Origin of the sequence: Alcaligenes sp. (assembly GCF_050255915.1) — a bacterium.
Lineage (GTDB): Bacteria > Pseudomonadota > Gammaproteobacteria > Burkholderiales > Burkholderiaceae_B > Alcaligenes > Alcaligenes aquatilis.
Genome location: NZ_JBFWIQ010000010.1, coordinates 128,665 through 144,177, shown reverse-complemented (window position 1 = coordinate 144,177; position 15,513 = coordinate 128,665). Strand labels below are relative to the sequence as shown.

The 15,513-nt window shown below is 56.2% G+C and carries 13 protein-coding genes; 3 read left to right on the top strand and 10 right to left on the bottom strand.

Annotated features, from left to right (window positions below; translation table 11 throughout):
- Positions 1-17: 17 nt before the first annotated feature.
- Positions 18-692: an orotate phosphoribosyltransferase gene (gene pyrE / locus AB7E06_RS13930; protein WP_094197776.1), complete on the bottom strand. Its 675-nt coding sequence runs from the start codon at positions 690-692 to the stop codon at positions 18-20.
- A gap of 53 nt (positions 693-745) precedes the next feature.
- Positions 746-1,636, bottom strand: a complete 891-nt coding sequence (locus tag AB7E06_RS13925) for a LysR family transcriptional regulator (protein ID WP_094197777.1) — start codon at positions 1,634-1,636, stop codon at positions 746-748.
- Positions 1,637-1,838: 202 nt separating this feature from the next.
- Between AB7E06_RS13925 and AB7E06_RS13920 the strand changes: the two genes are divergently transcribed.
- From AB7E06_RS13920 to AB7E06_RS13910, 3 genes are all read left to right on the top strand, one after another.
- Positions 1,839-2,240: a DoxX family protein gene (locus tag AB7E06_RS13920; RefSeq protein WP_094197778.1), complete on the top strand. Its 402-nt coding sequence runs from the start codon at positions 1,839-1,841 to the stop codon at positions 2,238-2,240.
- Positions 2,241-2,297: 57 nt separating this feature from the next.
- Positions 2,298-3,107, top strand: coding sequence for a DODA-type extradiol aromatic ring-opening family dioxygenase (locus tag AB7E06_RS13915; protein ID WP_094197779.1), 810 nt, complete (start codon positions 2,298-2,300; stop codon positions 3,105-3,107).
- A 72-nt stretch (positions 3,108-3,179) separates the two neighbouring features.
- Positions 3,180-3,974 carry an exodeoxyribonuclease III gene (locus AB7E06_RS13910; RefSeq protein WP_094197780.1) on the top strand — a complete coding sequence of 265 codons (795 nt, stop codon included), beginning with the start codon at positions 3,180-3,182 and terminating at the stop codon, positions 3,972-3,974.
- Between the two features lie 24 nt (positions 3,975-3,998).
- Here the strand turns inward: AB7E06_RS13910 and AB7E06_RS13905 are convergent, their stop codons facing one another.
- From AB7E06_RS13905 to AB7E06_RS13870, 8 genes are all read right to left on the bottom strand, one after another.
- Complete coding sequence (locus AB7E06_RS13905) at positions 3,999-4,328, bottom strand: c-type cytochrome (protein WP_094197781.1); 330 nt, start codon at positions 4,326-4,328, stop codon at positions 3,999-4,001.
- A 192-nt stretch (positions 4,329-4,520) separates the two neighbouring features.
- The gene (nirK, locus tag AB7E06_RS13900; protein ID WP_094197782.1) at positions 4,521-5,666 is read right to left on the bottom strand and encodes a copper-containing nitrite reductase; all 1,146 of its coding nucleotides are present in this window, start codon (positions 5,664-5,666) and stop codon (positions 4,521-4,523) included.
- A gap of 229 nt (positions 5,667-5,895) precedes the next feature.
- Positions 5,896-6,360, bottom strand: a complete 465-nt coding sequence (locus AB7E06_RS13895; RefSeq protein ID WP_094197783.1) for a MarR family winged helix-turn-helix transcriptional regulator — start codon at positions 6,358-6,360, stop codon at positions 5,896-5,898.
- A gap of 129 nt (positions 6,361-6,489) precedes the next feature.
- Positions 6,490-8,265, bottom strand: a complete 1,776-nt coding sequence (locus AB7E06_RS13890) for an acyl-CoA dehydrogenase (RefSeq protein ID WP_094197784.1) — start codon at positions 8,263-8,265, stop codon at positions 6,490-6,492.
- A gap of 2 nt (positions 8,266-8,267) precedes the next feature.
- The gene (locus tag AB7E06_RS13885) at positions 8,268-9,638 is read right to left on the bottom strand and encodes a spinster family MFS transporter (protein WP_094197785.1); all 1,371 of its coding nucleotides are present in this window, start codon (positions 9,636-9,638) and stop codon (positions 8,268-8,270) included.
- A 69-nt stretch (positions 9,639-9,707) separates the two neighbouring features.
- Positions 9,708-11,831 carry an acetate--CoA ligase family protein gene (locus AB7E06_RS13880; RefSeq protein WP_427957332.1) on the bottom strand — a complete coding sequence of 708 codons (2,124 nt, stop codon included), beginning with the start codon at positions 11,829-11,831 and terminating at the stop codon, positions 9,708-9,710.
- A gap of 89 nt (positions 11,832-11,920) precedes the next feature.
- Positions 11,921-12,760 (bottom strand): p-hydroxycinnamoyl CoA hydratase/lyase, encoded by an 840-nt coding sequence (locus AB7E06_RS13875; RefSeq protein ID WP_094197787.1) that lies wholly within the window; start codon positions 12,758-12,760, stop codon positions 11,921-11,923.
- 265 nt (positions 12,761-13,025) lie between these two features.
- The gene (locus AB7E06_RS13870) at positions 13,026-15,305 is read right to left on the bottom strand and encodes a nitric-oxide reductase large subunit (protein WP_427957328.1); all 2,280 of its coding nucleotides are present in this window, start codon (positions 15,303-15,305) and stop codon (positions 13,026-13,028) included.
- Positions 15,306-15,513: the final 208 nt, after the last annotated feature.

Genomic DNA, 15,513 nt, shown 5'->3' with positions numbered 1-15,513 from the left:
TTAACAAACGCGGAAGATCAGACGCCGTAGCGATCACGGTAGGCTTTCACCTGGGGAGCATGAGCGGCCAAGGTCGTATCGTCTGCCAATACCGCCATGATGTCAGCCAGCGAGGCAATGCTGATCACGGGAATACCGTAAGTCTGTTCCACTTCCTGCACAGCAGAATGCGCGGACAGTTCCTGGTCATTACCAGCGCGTTCCATGCGATCCAGAGCAATCAGCACCGCAGCAGGCTCTGCACCCGCCGCCTTGATGATCTGCATGGATTCACGCACGGACGTACCCGCTGTGATCACGTCATCAATAATCACGACCTTGCCTTGCAAGGGTGCTCCCACCAGGGTACCGCCTTCGCCGTGGTCTTTGGCTTCTTTGCGGTTGAAGGCAAAGGGCACGTCACGATCACCAATTTGAGGATGCTCAGCCAGGGCAATCGAGGTCGCGGCAGCCAAAGGAATCCCTTTGTAGGCAGGCCCGAACAGCATGTCAAACGACACGCCCGAATCCAGTAAAGCCTGGGCATAGAAACGGGCCAGTTGACCCACACTACGTCCCGTATTGAACAGGCCGGCATTGAAGAAGTAAGGACTCAAACGGCCAGACTTGACCTTGAATTCCCCAAAGCGCAGCACTCCCTGTTCCAGGGAAAAGCGCACAAAATTGCGACGATTATCGTTAGTAGCCGACATGACAGAGTATGAAAAAGATAGAGACGAACAGCATTTTAGCGTGTTGTGCGCCATCACTTGGCAGGTTCGGCCAGTTCTTCTAACAAGAAGTCGATAAAACTGCGCACTTTAGGTGTCAAATAGCGACGACTGGCATAGACAGCGTGCAGTTGTTGCCGCTCTTCGGTGTAATCAGGTAGCAAGCGAACCAAACGACCACTGTTCAGATCATCCATGACCAGCCACTGGGGCAAATAGGCCAACCCTGCTCCGCCCAAGGCGCTGTAATAGGTCAGGTTCGTGTTGTCCGAGCGCATAAAAGGATTCAGGCGCAAGGACTCCGGCCCGTCCGGCCCTAACAGCTCGAAGCTGGGCTGCTGCAAATAACTGGGACTGATAGCAGGCAAACGCATCACCTCAGCACAGTTGCGCGGCATGCCGTGCTGGGCCACAAACGCCGGGCTGGCCACCAGATGAAAAGGCATGGGGCAAATAAGACGCGCAATCTGATGCGGGGCAGGCTCACGCATCACCCGCAGAGCCAGATCAAAACCTTCCGCCACCAAATCCACTTTGTGATTGCTCAGGCTCATGTCCAGAGTCACTTCCGGAAAGCGTGTTTGGTAATCGTGCAACAACTGCGCCACTTTGCGATTTGCAAACCACACCGGAGCCGTCACCCGCAAGGCCCCTTGCGGCTGATGCCCTGAACCCGACAAAGCCTGCTGCCCGCGTTCCAGGGTATCGAGCGCCTGCAGGCAATAGTCAAAGTAAGTCTGCCCCAATTCTGTCAGACTCAAACGACGGCTGCTGCGATGGAGCAAGCGGGTGCCTAGCTGTTTTTCCAGATTGGCCAGGTGTTTGCTGACCATAGGCGCTGACATGTCCAGACGTTGCGCCGCCGCGGCAAAACTGCCCGCCACCACGATCTCTCTGAACACCCGCAAACTCTGAATCGTATCCATGCTTTCCTAATAAGAAAGTAACTAATGAAAATAGGCCTGTTTATTTCCTGATAGTAATTGATTAATCTAAAAAAAGTGCCAACCCGATGCCTGTCTGGACCTTGAACGGGCGGGACCAGCTCCAGGCTGACATCGAAACGATGTCACTTCCCCGGGTCAGGTGCTGTTTTACCGATACTGTCAACTTTCCAAAGGAAAACACATGAGCGCCCTTACTTCCAGCTGGACTCCTCGCATCCTTAGCCTGCTGCGCTTTGTCACAGGCTATTTACTGCTGACACACGGTACTGCCAAGATCCTCGGTTTCCCCAAAGTAGACATGTTTGCCAACCTGCAGATCACCTCTCTGTATGGGGTTGCAGGCATCCTGGAACTCGTTCTGGGCGGCTTGCTGGTGCTTGGGCTGTTTTCTCGCTTTGCAGCCTTTGTTGCATCGGGCCTGTGCGCGTTTGCTTATTTTATTGGTCACGCCACCTCCAGTACCTTTGCCACTCCAATTCTCAACGGCGGCGAAGCGGCGGTTCTGTTCTGCTTTGTGTTCCTCTATCTGGCCTTTGCTGGCCCGGGCCCCTGGAGCATTGACGCAGGTCGCAGCAAAGACTGATTGCCCCACTCAACCCCTTAACCCCTGCCTCTATCTGGCGGGGGGCAGGAGATCATCATGACAATGCCCACCTATTTCATTTCGCACGGTGGCGGACCCTGGCCCTGGATCTCCGAGGCACAAACCATGTACGCCCCGCTGCGTACTGCCTTGCAGGACATTCCACGCCAACTGGGCCGCACGCCCAAAGCAATCGTGATGGTCTCCGCCCACTGGGAAGCCCAACAGGCACATTTGCTGGTCGCAGCCGCAGCACAACCGAGCATGGTGTACGACTACTATGGCTTTCCACCCCATACCTACGAGATCCATTACCCTGCACCGGGCGATCCTGCATTAGCCCAGCAGGTCTGTAACCTGCTGGAAGGCGCTGGCCTGCCCACTCATCTGGATATGCAACGCGGCTTTGACCACGGCGCCTTCGTACCGGCTTATGTCATCTACCCGCAGGCCAAAGTGCCCATGGTTCAGTTGTCCATTCACGCCAACTATGACCCGGCCCTGCACTACGCCATGGGCCAAGCCCTGGCCCCCTTGCGGGACGAGGATGTGCTGATTATTGGCAGCGGCCTGAGCTACCACAACCTGCGCAATATGGGACCCGGTGGTGTGGAGCCCTCGGCCCAGTTTGATGCCTGGCTACACCAGAGCCTAAGCCTGGAGGATCCCGCTGTTCGCCGTCAGGCCTTGATGGATTGGGAACAAGCTCCGGCGGCACGTATTGCCCATCCGCGCGAGGATCACCTGGTCCCCGTCATGGTGGCTGCCGGGGCCGCACGTGGCGATACCGCGCATCGCTTTCACCATGAAACACACGCCTTTGGTGGCTTGACCGTGTCCAGCTACCGCTTTGGCTCGGCCACGTAACAAGCTCTGACGGCCACTGACATACAGGCAGGTTACGGGTTACAGTGCTGACGCTATAAGGAGAATTGCCACGTGTTACGCGTCACCTCGTTAAACGTCAACGGTATTCGGGCTGCTTTTCGTAAAGGCCTGCCCGCCTGGCTGGAAGCCCAGAAACCTCATATTGTCTGCATGCAGGAAATCAAGATCAGCGAGCCTGATCTGACCCCCGATCTGACCCACCCCGGTCAGTATCACGGGCATTTCCACCACGCGCAGAAAAAAGGCTATAGCGGCGTAGGCCTGTATCTGAATCACAAAGCGGAAAATGTGGTCGAAGGGATGGCCTGCGAGGAATTTGATGCCGAAGGCCGTATCATTCGCGCCGACTGGCATGACCTGAGTGTCATCAGCGCCTACCTGCCCTCCGGTTCGTCGGGCGACGAGCGTCAAACGGCCAAGTACCGCTTTCTGGATCATTTTGAGCAGTGGATTAATGGCTTGATGCAGGAGCACCGTGATACTGGCCGCGAATTCATCATTTGTGGTGACTGGAATATTGCACACCACGAAGCCGATCTGAAAAACTGGAAAGGCAATCTGAAAAACAGCGGCTTTCTACCTGAAGAACGTGCCTGGATGACAAAAGTGCTGGACGAGCTGTCCTGGGTAGACGTGTATCGCAGCCTGCATCCCGATACCACCGACGAGTGCTACACCTGGTGGAGCAACCGCGGCCAGGCTTGGGCCAAAAATGTGGGGTGGCGCATTGATTATCAAATTGCCACCCCAGGTATTGCTGCCAAAGCGCGTCATGCCACAGTCTATAAAGAAGAGCGTTTCAGTGACCATGCGCCCTTGACGGTTGATTACGACTGGAGCTTGTAAGCCCAGTCTGAGAAGGTCAGCGCCTTAGCTGCCCTTCTCAATCATGTAGCGCACCACACTACGCAATTGCTCGTCCGTGGCTTTGGGGGCAGCACCACGCGGTGGCATGGCGCCCTTGCCATTGATAACCACTTCCATCAGGGCGTCTTCGCCTTGAGCAATCAAGGGCGCCCAACGAGCCTTATCACCCAGACGGGGCGCATTGGCCATACCGGATGCGTGGCAGACCATACACGACGATTTATATAGTTTGAGGGCTTCGTCGGAATCGGCATGTGCTGCAGGAACAGCGGCCAACAAGAGTAAAGCGGCCATTGCAGATGACATCATGGTGGCGGGGCTATAGATTCTCATGGTTTTACCCTTTAAACAGTCGGCATGAACGCATGCCCGGCTGATACTTCGTTTGCAGAACAAGGGACCTGGTTTTCAAAGTCCATACCCCCTGCTTGTTCTTGGCTTGTTTACGATACTGCCTGCAAGCCCGGACGGAATTGATTCGTACTCCTGTTCCTCAATTCCGCGCTCCGGGCACCAACTCCTGCCTTAAGCCTTGATCGGGCCGGGAGGGCTGACTTGTTTCATCAAGTCATCGTTCCAGTCGCCTTCGACCAGGACGTGACCTGCGGCGCCCAGCTCCATGGCTTCGATCAGGTTGTGGTTCACGTAGGCGTACACTCCAGGCTGCTTGAAGGTGTAGAGCGCCACACCGGCCGAACCGCCACGAATGAACCAGGTTTCCAGGTTCTTGGCGGGTGGGTCATCAAATTTACCCAGTTCCCAAACCCAGTCACCGTGCCCCCCGATCAGGTGGGGTCGCGTATCGCGGTTGGCCTGCGAGTGAATGAACAGCACGGTTTCACCCACTTTGGCCTTCATGGCACCGTCACCCATCAAGGCACCGACCTTACCGTTGAACACCACATGGCTGGGGATCAGGCCACGCATGGCTTCCAAGGTATCACCGTAGCTTTCCGCCGATGAACCATACTTTTTAAAGTTACCCTTTTCATCACGAGGGATGTAGAGGTCAAACTCACCAATGCTGTAGACACGGTCGTAATGCAAGGGGTTACCAGCCGAGTCTTTCAGGCCGTCGCGTGGCAGCACCATGACGGTACCGTGCATGCCCTGAACCACGTGCCAGGCAACCGAGCCTTCTGGTGCGCAGTGGTAAATGAAGGTACCGCTACGGTCGGCCTTGAAACGCAGTGTGGCTTGCTCCCCAGGGTTCACGTTGGTCAGCTTGGCACCGCCCAGCGCACCGGTCGAGGCATGAAAGTCGATATTATGCGGCATGGTGTTGGTGGCCGGGTTCACCAGGGTCAGCTCCAGGTAGTCGCCTTCATGAACCACCATGGTAGGACCGGGCATGGAATCGTCGAACATCATGGCGTGCATGGTGGTGCCGTCACGGTCAACCTCGATTTCGCGCTCGGAGATGGTCATGCGAAATTCCACGACACGCGGCTCGGGACCCACTTTTTGCTCGTGTTTATGGACCATGGGAGGCGCAACCAGATCCACCTTGACCCGTTCCAGCTTGGCGATCTGCTCTTCTGTACGTGCAGCCAGCCAGGGCGCATTCTTTTTGGGGGCGGCTGTTTCGCGGGCTTGTACTTGCGCCGCCAACAAAGTGGTTCCTGCGGCCACACCTAGGCCAGCACTTTTCAAGAAATGACGACGTTCCATACTACCTCCGGTTTGATCCAGGCGTAATGCCTGCTGATTAAATAGTTGATTGCTCTAACAGTTACAGGATGTATTTGAACGCACTTAATCTACGCCATCTTTGTTGCAGCGCAAGCATTGGCGATGCGCACAAAAAAAACCGCCTCAACGGCGGTTTTAAAAAATACCTGTTAACGATACGCCGCAACCCGATCCGCAAGGATCGTCTGCTCAGCCATTCTGCAACTGATCAGCTTTCGCGACTCTCTTGGACGGCCATCAGTTTGTCCAGGGCCGAGAACAAATGGCGCCGCTCGGTAGCGGTGAGAATCTGTTCCAATTCCTCCTCCAATTTTCCGACCTGCTCTTCAGCAGGCAAGAGCAAAGTCTGGCCTTGAGCAGTCAGATGCAATTGCTGCAAACGTCGATCACGCGGGTCTGAATGGCGTTGGATCAAACCACGCTTGACCAGACGCTCGACCACCGGCACCAGATTGGACGGCGAGATATCCAGCGTTTCACCCAATTGGCGTAAATAGATTCCCGGATTGGCATCGAGCAAGATCAAAATAGAAAACTCGCTGGGCTTGAGATCATGTTCGGCAACACGATGCGCAAACAGCTTATGAATATGAATTTCCGTACGCGTGAGGCGATAGCCCAGAAAGCGCAGAAGGCGCGACTGGTCAACAGCGGATTCGAGAGCACTGTCCATGAGTTGGTGTCTGACTAAAAAGAGAAAAACGCCAGCAAGACAGTGTCGACATACTATCGACACCATCCTGAGCGGCACACCGTTGATCGGTGCAGACATCAATCATAGAACATAGACCCGTAAACCGTCTCAGACGAGCTTTTGCATGGGCACTGTGCTTGCCGCTGTCGCCTCTATCCTGCTCAAATAATAGCGGGCGTCCAGCAAGCCATGATCAAAGAAATAATCGGCACTGGCCACCTTACGCTCACACAAGCTGGTATCGGCCTGCAAGCGACTGACCCGCCCTGCCCGTGCCCAGGCAAATGCCATACACACGGTACCGACCAAGCGCAGATAATCCTCCGCACACCACGCCAGCACTTGCGTATCGTGTTGAGCACGGGTGCACAAATGGGTCGTCACTTCGTGCAGATGGTCGCTCCACTGCCTTAACGCTTTGCCCCACGGACAGTCCGCCATCGCACTCAGGCAAGCATCCGCCTCCCCGCGCCAGGTCTGGAGCAAAGGCTGCAAGGCCTCGGGGCCGACGGCGGCAATCTTGCGCTGCAGCAGATCCAGCGCCTGGATCTGGTTGGTTCCTTCATAAATCATGGCAATACGCACATCCCGAAGCGTTTGCTCAATACGATACTCATGCACGTACCCATAGCCGCCAAAAACTTGTAGTGCGTCGCTGGCCAGGGCAAAGCCCCGCTCTGTAAAGAACGACTTGACGACCGGTGTCAGCAAAGAGGCCAGACTCAGCGCCTGAGCCTGCTCGTCGCCCTCTGGCAGGCTCTGCGCCAAATCAAGCTGATGCGCTGTCCACGCCGCCATCACCCGCATACCCTCCGTCCAGACGCGTAAGTCGGCAAGGATGCGTTGCATGGCAGGATGATGGGCAATAGGGTCCGCTGCTCCCTTGGCCGTTGCCGGGCGAGGTTGCACCCGCATCTGATGACGTTCGTGAGCATAAGTGCGTGCCAATTGCCACGCAGCTTCTGCATGCCCCAAGCCTTGCAAGCCAACATGCAAACGAGCCGAATTCATCATGACAAACATGGCAGCCAGACCTTGATGCGGCTTGCCAAGCAACCAGGCCTGGGCAGCCTCGAAACGCATCGTACAAGTAGCACTGCCCTTGATACCCATTTTCTTCTCAATACCATCGCAATAAATCGTATTGGGAACCAATCCCTGTTCCTGGGGAATCAGGCGTGGGGCCAGGAACAAGGACAGCCCCCGTGTACCGGCAGGGGCATCGGGCAGACGTGCCAGCACCAGATGAACGATGTTCTCGCTCATATCCTGATCGCCACCAGAGATGAAAATCTTGTTGCCATGCAAGCGGTAGGAACCATCTTGTTCGGGCAGTGCCTGGGTACGTAACAAACCCAAATCGGAACCGGCTTGTGGTTCTGTCAGGCACATCGTGGCCAACCAACGCCCGCTAACGATAGGCGGCAGATAGGTGCGGCGGATGTAATCATCACCATGAGCATGCAAGCAGGCGTACGCACCATGCAAAATTCCCGGATACATGGCCCAGCCGTGATTGGCCGATGCCAGCATTTCATGCAAGGCCGTATCCAGCAACTGAGGCAGACCCTGGCCGCCCACGCTGGGATCGCAGGCCAAAGCAGGCCAGCCCGCTTCCACAAAATCGGCATAGGCTTTAGCAAACCCGTCTGGCGTCAAGACCCGTCCGTGCTCCAGACGACAGCCTTGCAAGTCCGCTGGCCCATTGAGCGGGGCCAATACGTCAGCACAGAAGCGTCCGGCCGCCTCGAGCACCCTATCTGCCGTTTCCTGATCCAGCCCCTGGTGCGCCGACAAACGGCACCACTCTTTTTCCGCCTGTAAGCAATACTGCTGCACAAACCGGAAATCCTCCAAGGGGGGCTGATAATGTGATGCTTGCATACTTAAATCCTCTCTTGCTGCGCCAAACCGGCGACCAATTGACGATAAGGGCCAATCGCCCGGGCCAGGCACACGACTGACAGCAAGGCCGCCAAGGCTGAGACCAAACCCAATGACAACCCTACTTTCTGCTCGTCATAAAAAATAAAGTCCGTGAAAAAAGCGACCAGAAACGGGCCCATGCCCAAGCCAATCAAATTGATCAGAAGCAGATAAATCGACGTGACCTGTCCCCGCAATTGATTGGGCGTAATCGCCTGCAAGATAGGAGGAGCCAAGGCAACGGGCATCCCCAGAAAGAAGGTCGTTGCTGCCACCGCTACCAACGCAAACTCAGCAGAAGGGGCAAAGGCCAGCGCCACGCCAGTCACGATCAGAACGCTGGTGGCGATCAAGGAAATAAGGATCGAGCCTACCAGCTTGCCGCGTGCGGTCAGATGATCAGCCAGAAAGCCACTGACCAGCATGCCCCCAATCCCAAATGTCAAAATAATGACCCCGTAAGCTGGGCCAATTTCACCCGGAGTCCAGCCCCACTGGCGGATAAAGGTAGCGGGCAGCCAGGCCGTGACGCCAAACGTGATCATGGCGGTCAGCCCCGGAGCCAGCAGCAGTGGAAAGTAGGCCCGTTTATGACGCAGCACATAGCGCCAATCCGGGGCGCAAGCCGATCCGGCACGCGCGGTTGGGCTGGCCTCTTTCAGGCCCCGCCGCACCGGCTCCCGCACCGTTAGCATCAGCAGAACAATGGGGATACCGGGCAAGGCCACAAAGATGAAGGCCGCCTGCCAGGGTTTGAAGCTGCCCAGCAGCGGAAACACCAGCGTCCCTGACTGGCTGGTCGCCTCAATGACCAGCCCACCCACAATGAAGGCAGTCGCCGATCCTATATAGACCCCCGATGTATAAATACTCATGGCACGGGCCCGGCGCTCGGGCGCAAAGTAATCGGCCAACATAGAATAGGCGGCCGGAGACAGGGCGGCCTCGCCAATGCCCACGAACATGCGGGCGACAAAAAGCGATGCGAAACCAGTCACATAGCCCCCTGCAGCAGTGGCCAACACCCACACCACCATTCCGATCACAATCAGGTTGCGGCGATTCCAGCGGTCTGCCAAGCGGCCCAGAAAAATCCCAACAAACGTATAGAAAATGGCAAACGCAAAACCGTGAACAATACTGAACATCCAATCTGACAGATGCAGATCCTTTTTGATGGGCTGCACCAACAGGCCCAAGATCTGGCGATCCACAAAGGACAGCGTATAGGCCAGCAATAAGACAATCGTGACGTAATACGCATAGCCCAAGGTCGAAGGCTCGGTGGAAACGGGCACGCGTACACGGCCCGGCAAATAAGGCAGGCTCAAGGCAAGCTCCTGTGAAGGATGGAGAAAGGAATTAAATGGGCTGGCATGAACAGCCAGCCCTGGTGGACCTCAGCCGCTTTGACCCTGAATCAGCATCAGGGCATCTAATGCAAGCACACCTTGAGCTTCGGGCAACACAATCACCGGATTAAGGTCTATTTCACGAATAGCAGGCGTGCCACGCAACACCTGCCCGAGGCGGACGATCAGCTCGGCCAATGCCTCACGATCAAGCCTGGGGGAGCCTCGATAGCCATGCAACAAGGCCGCTGCCTGCAACTGATCGAGCTCATGCAATACCTGCCTTACGGACAGATCAGCATCCAGCAGACGAACATCACGCATGATTTCCGCCGTAACTCCTCCCATACCTACCAAAATGACCGGCCCCCATTGCGGGTCCTGACGCGCCCCTACAATCATCTCCAGGCCACGCCGTCCCATGGCCTCTACCAGCACACCATCCAGGACAATATTGCCGTCGTAGTTGGCCACATTGGCATGCAGACGCGTCCAGGCTTGCTCTAAAGATGGCCTGTCGCCAACGTTAAGAATGACACCGCCTGCATCACTCTTGTGGCTTAACTGCGCAGACTGAGCCTTGAGCGCAACAGGCCAACCCAGCGCCTGGGCGGTCTCTACCGCCTGCTCCAGGCTAGTAGCCAGTTCTCCACGAGCAAATGGTATGCCCGCTTGGGCCAGGATTTGCTTGGCCTGATATTCAGGCACAACGGTGCGATCTGCCGGCAAAGCTAAGGCTTTGGGTTCACTGTGACTGCTTTCAAAACGGCGTGCTTGCAACGCTGTCAACCGTTGCACGGCGCGCAAGGCCCGTTCGGTACTGGGGAAATACGGAACGCCCAGGCTGCGCAGTTGCTCAATGAACTCGGGTGGGACAGCCGCCCCCTCATCCAATCCGGCCAGCACCACGGCTTTACGGGGACGCAAATCGTGTATGGCTCGCAGCACCGGGGGCATTTTGATGCCGCAGGTCACCGCATCGCCCTGAATCAGACCAATGACAAGGGTGGAGAAGCGTTCGTCCTCCAGCAACGCCGTCAAGGTACGGTAATAGAGGTCCGGATCGACCAAACCTTGTGCCGTCAGGTCCAAGGGATTGCTCACACCCACAAAACCGGGCAACACCGCCCTTAGCTGCGGCGAGTCCTGGTCACTGATCACCGGCAGATCCAGTTGCAAGGCCTCGGCCCAATCCAGGGTCAAGGCTTTGAAGGCGCCTGACTCTCCCAGAACCGCTACGCCCGCAGCCGGCAAGGCCGGACAACGAATGGCAATCTCGGCGATATCACCTAGCTCTTCCAGTGTTTCTGCAAAAACAGCACCCGCACGCTCCATCTTGGTGCGCATCAAGGAGTAGTCGCCAGCCAGAACCCCGGTATGTGTGGCCGCAGAAGCGCGAGCCGCACTGCTTTTGCCTGGATGAAGCAGGACAAGCGTCTTGCCCTGACGACGTGCCTGGGCCACGGCTGCCAGCATGCGCTCTGGATGACGAAATTGCTCGACAATCATCGCAATAACGCGGGTATGGCTTTGTTCCAGCAAGAACTCCACATAATCTTCCGCAACACTGGCCGCCTCATTGCCCGTTGAGACGGCGTAGGACAAGGGCAAGTGACGGCTGGACAAGGTGGTGCACAGCACCGTCATCATGGCACCGCTTTGCGACACCACCCCGATGCACGGTTGCTGCGCGCAGGTCTTGTCGCGAATATCCACTTGCACAAACGTCAGTGGCACACCTTGCTGATAATTGATGCTCCCCAGACAGTTAGGCCCTTCAATCACCATGCCTGCCTCAGTCGCGATTCGAGCAATCTCGCTTTGTTCGGCTTGGCCCTGCTCTCCGGCCTCGGCAAAACCTGCCGAGAAAATGATCGCCGCACCGACACGCCGCTTGGCCAGCGCACGAATGGTATCCAGGACGGCCGTTTGTGGAATCGCCAAGACAGCCACATCCACTCCGTCAGGAAGCTGTTCAACGGATGCCAGGCAAGGGCGGCCTGCTATCTGGGCGCGCTTGGGATTGATCAAGTAAATCTCACCGGCAAAACCGTTGCGTTCCAGATTACCCAGTACCGATGCACCCAGTGCGCCGGGCGTGGCAGACGCGCCCACAATAGCAATGGAACCGGGCTTTAACAGCCGTCCGATATCCGGCCGCTGAGCGGCCACCCTCTGTGTCCTTATCACTGTTGTCTCCCATTGGGTGATGTCAGCTCTCCTTCAGACCAAGGAGGCTGCCTCCCCTGCTGTGCCGTTTATCAGGCTTTTTGTTTGGAAAGGTCGTAGGTTCCCAGGCCAGGCTTGTATGTTTTATCGTCCAGGAACTGACGCATACCCTCTTTGCGGCCTTCGTTATCGAAACTGTTGGCTGCTTCCTGAACTCGCACCAGATAATCTTCAGCATTGTCGTAAGTCATTTCCCGCACACGACGAATGGCATCTTTGGTGGCCTTCAAGGCAATCGGGTTCTTTTGCAGCAAGGTTTGCGCAACCTGCGTCACGCGCTCTTGCAAGCTCTCCAAGGGCAAGGACTCATTGACCAGCCCCCACTGGGCTGCCGTACGCCCGTCGATGTTCTCACCCATCATGGCGTGATACATCGCATTACGGAACGACAAAAGCTCGACCGCAACCTTCGAGGCACCACCACCGGGCAAAATACCCCAGTTGATTTCAGACAGGCCAAACGTGGCCTCATCAGCGGCAAACGCCAGGTCGCAGGCAAACAAGGGGCCGTAGCCTCCACCAAAGCACCAGCCATTGACCATCGCAATCGTCGGTTTCTGAAACCAACGCAACCGGCGCCACCAACCGTAACTTTCACGTTGCGCCTTGCGCGTCCCTTCCAGGCCTGTGGCCTCGGTCTCCCGGAAATACTCTTTCAAGTCCATGCCGGCAGTCCAAGCCGAGCCCTCGCCACTGAGCACCACGACACCCACGTCCTCACGGAACTCCAGCTCATCGAGTACACGCATCATCTGACGATTCAGTTGCGGACTCATGGCATTGCGTTTTTCGGGTCGATTGAATTTCACCCAGGCGATACGGTTCTCTACCGTACAAGACACGGTTTGCTCTTCTGTGCGTTCAATATTCATCAGCCTTCCTTGCTCTTGTGAAACTGGATTTCTATCCAATTAATTTGAATCAATAATTATTATGATAAATAACTATTATTGATCATCACAATACAGCGTTAACCCTAGGTGCTCGCAAACACAATCCACACAGCCTGACAAAACGGCCACCAGCTTGGCGTTCGTACTCGGAGCACAGCAGTCCCTCCAACATAAAAAAAACCGCCCGAAGGCGGTTTTCTTGTCGATGCGCTCTCATAGAAAAAGAGAGCGCCAGTAAAAAAAATCAGGATGTTTTGATGGCACCGACTGCATTGGCCGGCGTTATCCGACGCCGTGCAGAGATACGTACCCAAACCTGCTGGAACACAATCAAGGCACCGGCAATAAAGACGACGTCACCCAAGGTGCGCCACCAACGCAGAGATTGCAGGATGGGCTGCTGCATGAACTCTTCACTGCGGGCGTACCACATGCCTTCCGAAATGCTGGCCCAAGCCTGAATAATCCCGGCAGGCAGCAAGCTGACGAACATCATCAGCACCAGACCACCGTTCAGCGCCCAGAAGCCCCAGCTCATCACACGGTCGTTATAGCGAACCTCGGGCGAGATATAACGTACCACCAGCAAGACAAAGCCCAGAGACAGAAAGCCATACACACCAAACAAGGCAGCGTGTGCATGCAGTGGTGTCGTGTTCAGACCCTGAATGTAGTACAGCGAGATGGGTGGGTTGATCAGGAAACCAAACACACCAGCACCGAGCATGTTCCAGAAGGCCACGGCCACAAAGAACATGACGGGCCAACGCAAATCGCTCATCCAGCCGGCTTGTTTCTGCATTTTCCAGTTATGGAAGGCTTCGTAACCCAACATGATCAAAGGCACCACTTCCAACGCACTGAAAGAAGCACCAATGGCCATGATCGGAGTGGTCGTACCCGAGAAGTACATGTGATGCAAGGTACCCGGCACCCCGCCAACCAGGAACAGCGAGGCGGCAGCCAGACCGGCAATGGTGGCACTGCGCTTGGAAACCAGACCCAAGGTCAGGAAGATAAAGCCCATGGCAACCGTGGCAAAGACCTCAAAGAAACCTTCAACCCACAGGTGAACCACCCACCAGCGCCAGTACTCCATGATGGTGATATTGGTGTGCTCGCCGTAGAACAGGCCAGTCCCGTAGAACAGGCCAATGGCCACGGTAGAGATGGTCAGCAGGACCAGCAAGTGGTTGTCGCCCTTGTCTCGACGCAAGGCAGGCCACATGCCACGCAGCATCAGCAACAGCCAGAAAGCCAGACCAATGAACTTGATGATCTGCCAGAAACGCCCCAGATCCAGGTATTCGTAGCCCTGGTGACCAAACCAGAAGTTCAGCTCGGGAGGCAGGATGTTTTTGATAGTCAGGAAGTTACCGGCAAAAGAACCAATAAAGAGCACAACCAGAGCACCGAACAGGACGTCCACACCCAGGCGCTGGAACTTGGGATCCTCGCCCCCGTTAATCAAGGGCACCAGGAACAAGCCGGCGGTCAGAAAACCACTGGCAATCCACAAGAGAGCTGCCTGAATATGCCAGGTACGGGTCAGGGAATAAGGGAACCACTGCGACACGTCTATGCCATAGAACATCTGGCCTTCAACCGTGTAGTGTGCGGTAAAGCCCCCCAGGAAAACCTGGATGACAAATAGGGCAACCGTCAGGAAGGCATATTTTTTCAGGGCACGCTGTGAAGGGGTCAGGCGGAAAGCCAGAACCGGGTCGGTAGCCGGGGCAACAGGGGCTTCCTCTTCTTTGTGCGTAAAGGCCCAGATCCAGACCAGCAGGCCAATACCGGCCAGCAAGAGCACGATACTGACGATGGACCAGACGATATTGGCCGTGGAAGGATAGTTATCCACCAAGGGCTCGTGCGGCCAGTTGTTGGTATAGCTGACGGTGGTGCCAGGACGATCAGTTACCGTGGCCCAGGACAGCCAGAAGAAAAAGCGGGTCATGTCCTGACGGCGCTGCAGCTCTGGCAAGGTGTTGTCCTTCATGGCAAAGCTCTCGCGGCTGGATTTCAGCTCGGGCGCGTCACCAAACAGGTCAATGTAGTACTGGGAGGTAGTGTCGATGGCCTTGGCGCGACGTTCACTGATCTGCAGCACGCCCGTCGCTTCATCAATGCGGTTAGGACGGTATTCGTCCTGCAGTTCCTGCCGCAAGGTGGCCTGCTGACTGGATGTCAGCTGATCATAGTTCAGCGAGTAGGTTTGCTGGGCAGCCAAATCCAGCCAGGCCAGAGCCTCGCGGTGCAACCAGTCGGCACTCCAGTCCGGTGCCTGGTAGGCCCCGTGCCCCCAGATCGAGCCCAGTTGCATACCGCCGGTACTTTGCCAGGCGGACTGGCCACGATGTATCTGTTCCTGTGAGGTAAATTCACGGCCATCCGGTGTGACTACCTTGGCCGGCATGGGGGGTGCCTGACGATACACCTCCACACCTGTCCATCCCAGGATGGCAAAGGTGACCATGGTGACTGCCACCAGGGACCACCATAGTTTTTTATAGCTACGCATTTTCTTCTCCGTCTCGCTGATGAATCAAACGACCCAATCCAAACAGGTCCTGGCAGGACCCAGTTACCTGGTCAAAACCTGTTTGGGTACGGCCCCGGAACGGGGGACGGACCGAAGTACACGCCTTGTAGCGATGTTCTGCTAAGTCGGGGGTCATGTCATAGTCCTTAAAAATGTATGACAAGACCTCTAAAGCAAAGACCGTGCC

Bases quoted from the DNA above. Each gene is read 5' to 3' on its own strand.
- pyrE (WP_094197776.1), bottom strand. From the start codon at position 692: ATGTCGGCTACTAACGATAATCGTCGCAATTTTGTGCGCTTTTCCCTG.
- AB7E06_RS13925 (WP_094197777.1), bottom strand. From the start codon at position 1,636: ATGGATACGATTCAGAGTTTGCGGGTGTTCAGAGAGATCGTGGTGGCG.
- AB7E06_RS13920 (WP_094197778.1), top strand. From the start codon at position 1,839: ATGAGCGCCCTTACTTCCAGCTGGACTCCTCGCATCCTTAGCCTGCTG.
- AB7E06_RS13915 (WP_094197779.1), top strand. From the start codon at position 2,298: ATGACAATGCCCACCTATTTCATTTCGCACGGTGGCGGACCCTGGCCC.
- AB7E06_RS13905 (WP_094197781.1), bottom strand. From the start codon at position 4,328: ATGAGAATCTATAGCCCCGCCACCATGATGTCATCTGCAATGGCCGCT.
- nirK (WP_094197782.1), bottom strand. From the start codon at position 5,666: ATGGAACGTCGTCATTTCTTGAAAAGTGCTGGCCTAGGTGTGGCCGCA.
- AB7E06_RS13895 (WP_094197783.1), bottom strand. From the start codon at position 6,360: ATGGACAGTGCTCTCGAATCCGCTGTTGACCAGTCGCGCCTTCTGCGC.
- AB7E06_RS13890 (WP_094197784.1), bottom strand. From the start codon at position 8,265: ATGCAAGCATCACATTATCAGCCCCCCTTGGAGGATTTCCGGTTTGTG.
- AB7E06_RS13875 (WP_094197787.1), bottom strand. From the start codon at position 12,760: ATGAATATTGAACGCACAGAAGAGCAAACCGTGTCTTGTACGGTAGAG.
- AB7E06_RS13870 (WP_427957328.1), bottom strand. From the start codon at position 15,305: ATGCGTAGCTATAAAAAACTATGGTGGTCCCTGGTGGCAGTCACCATG.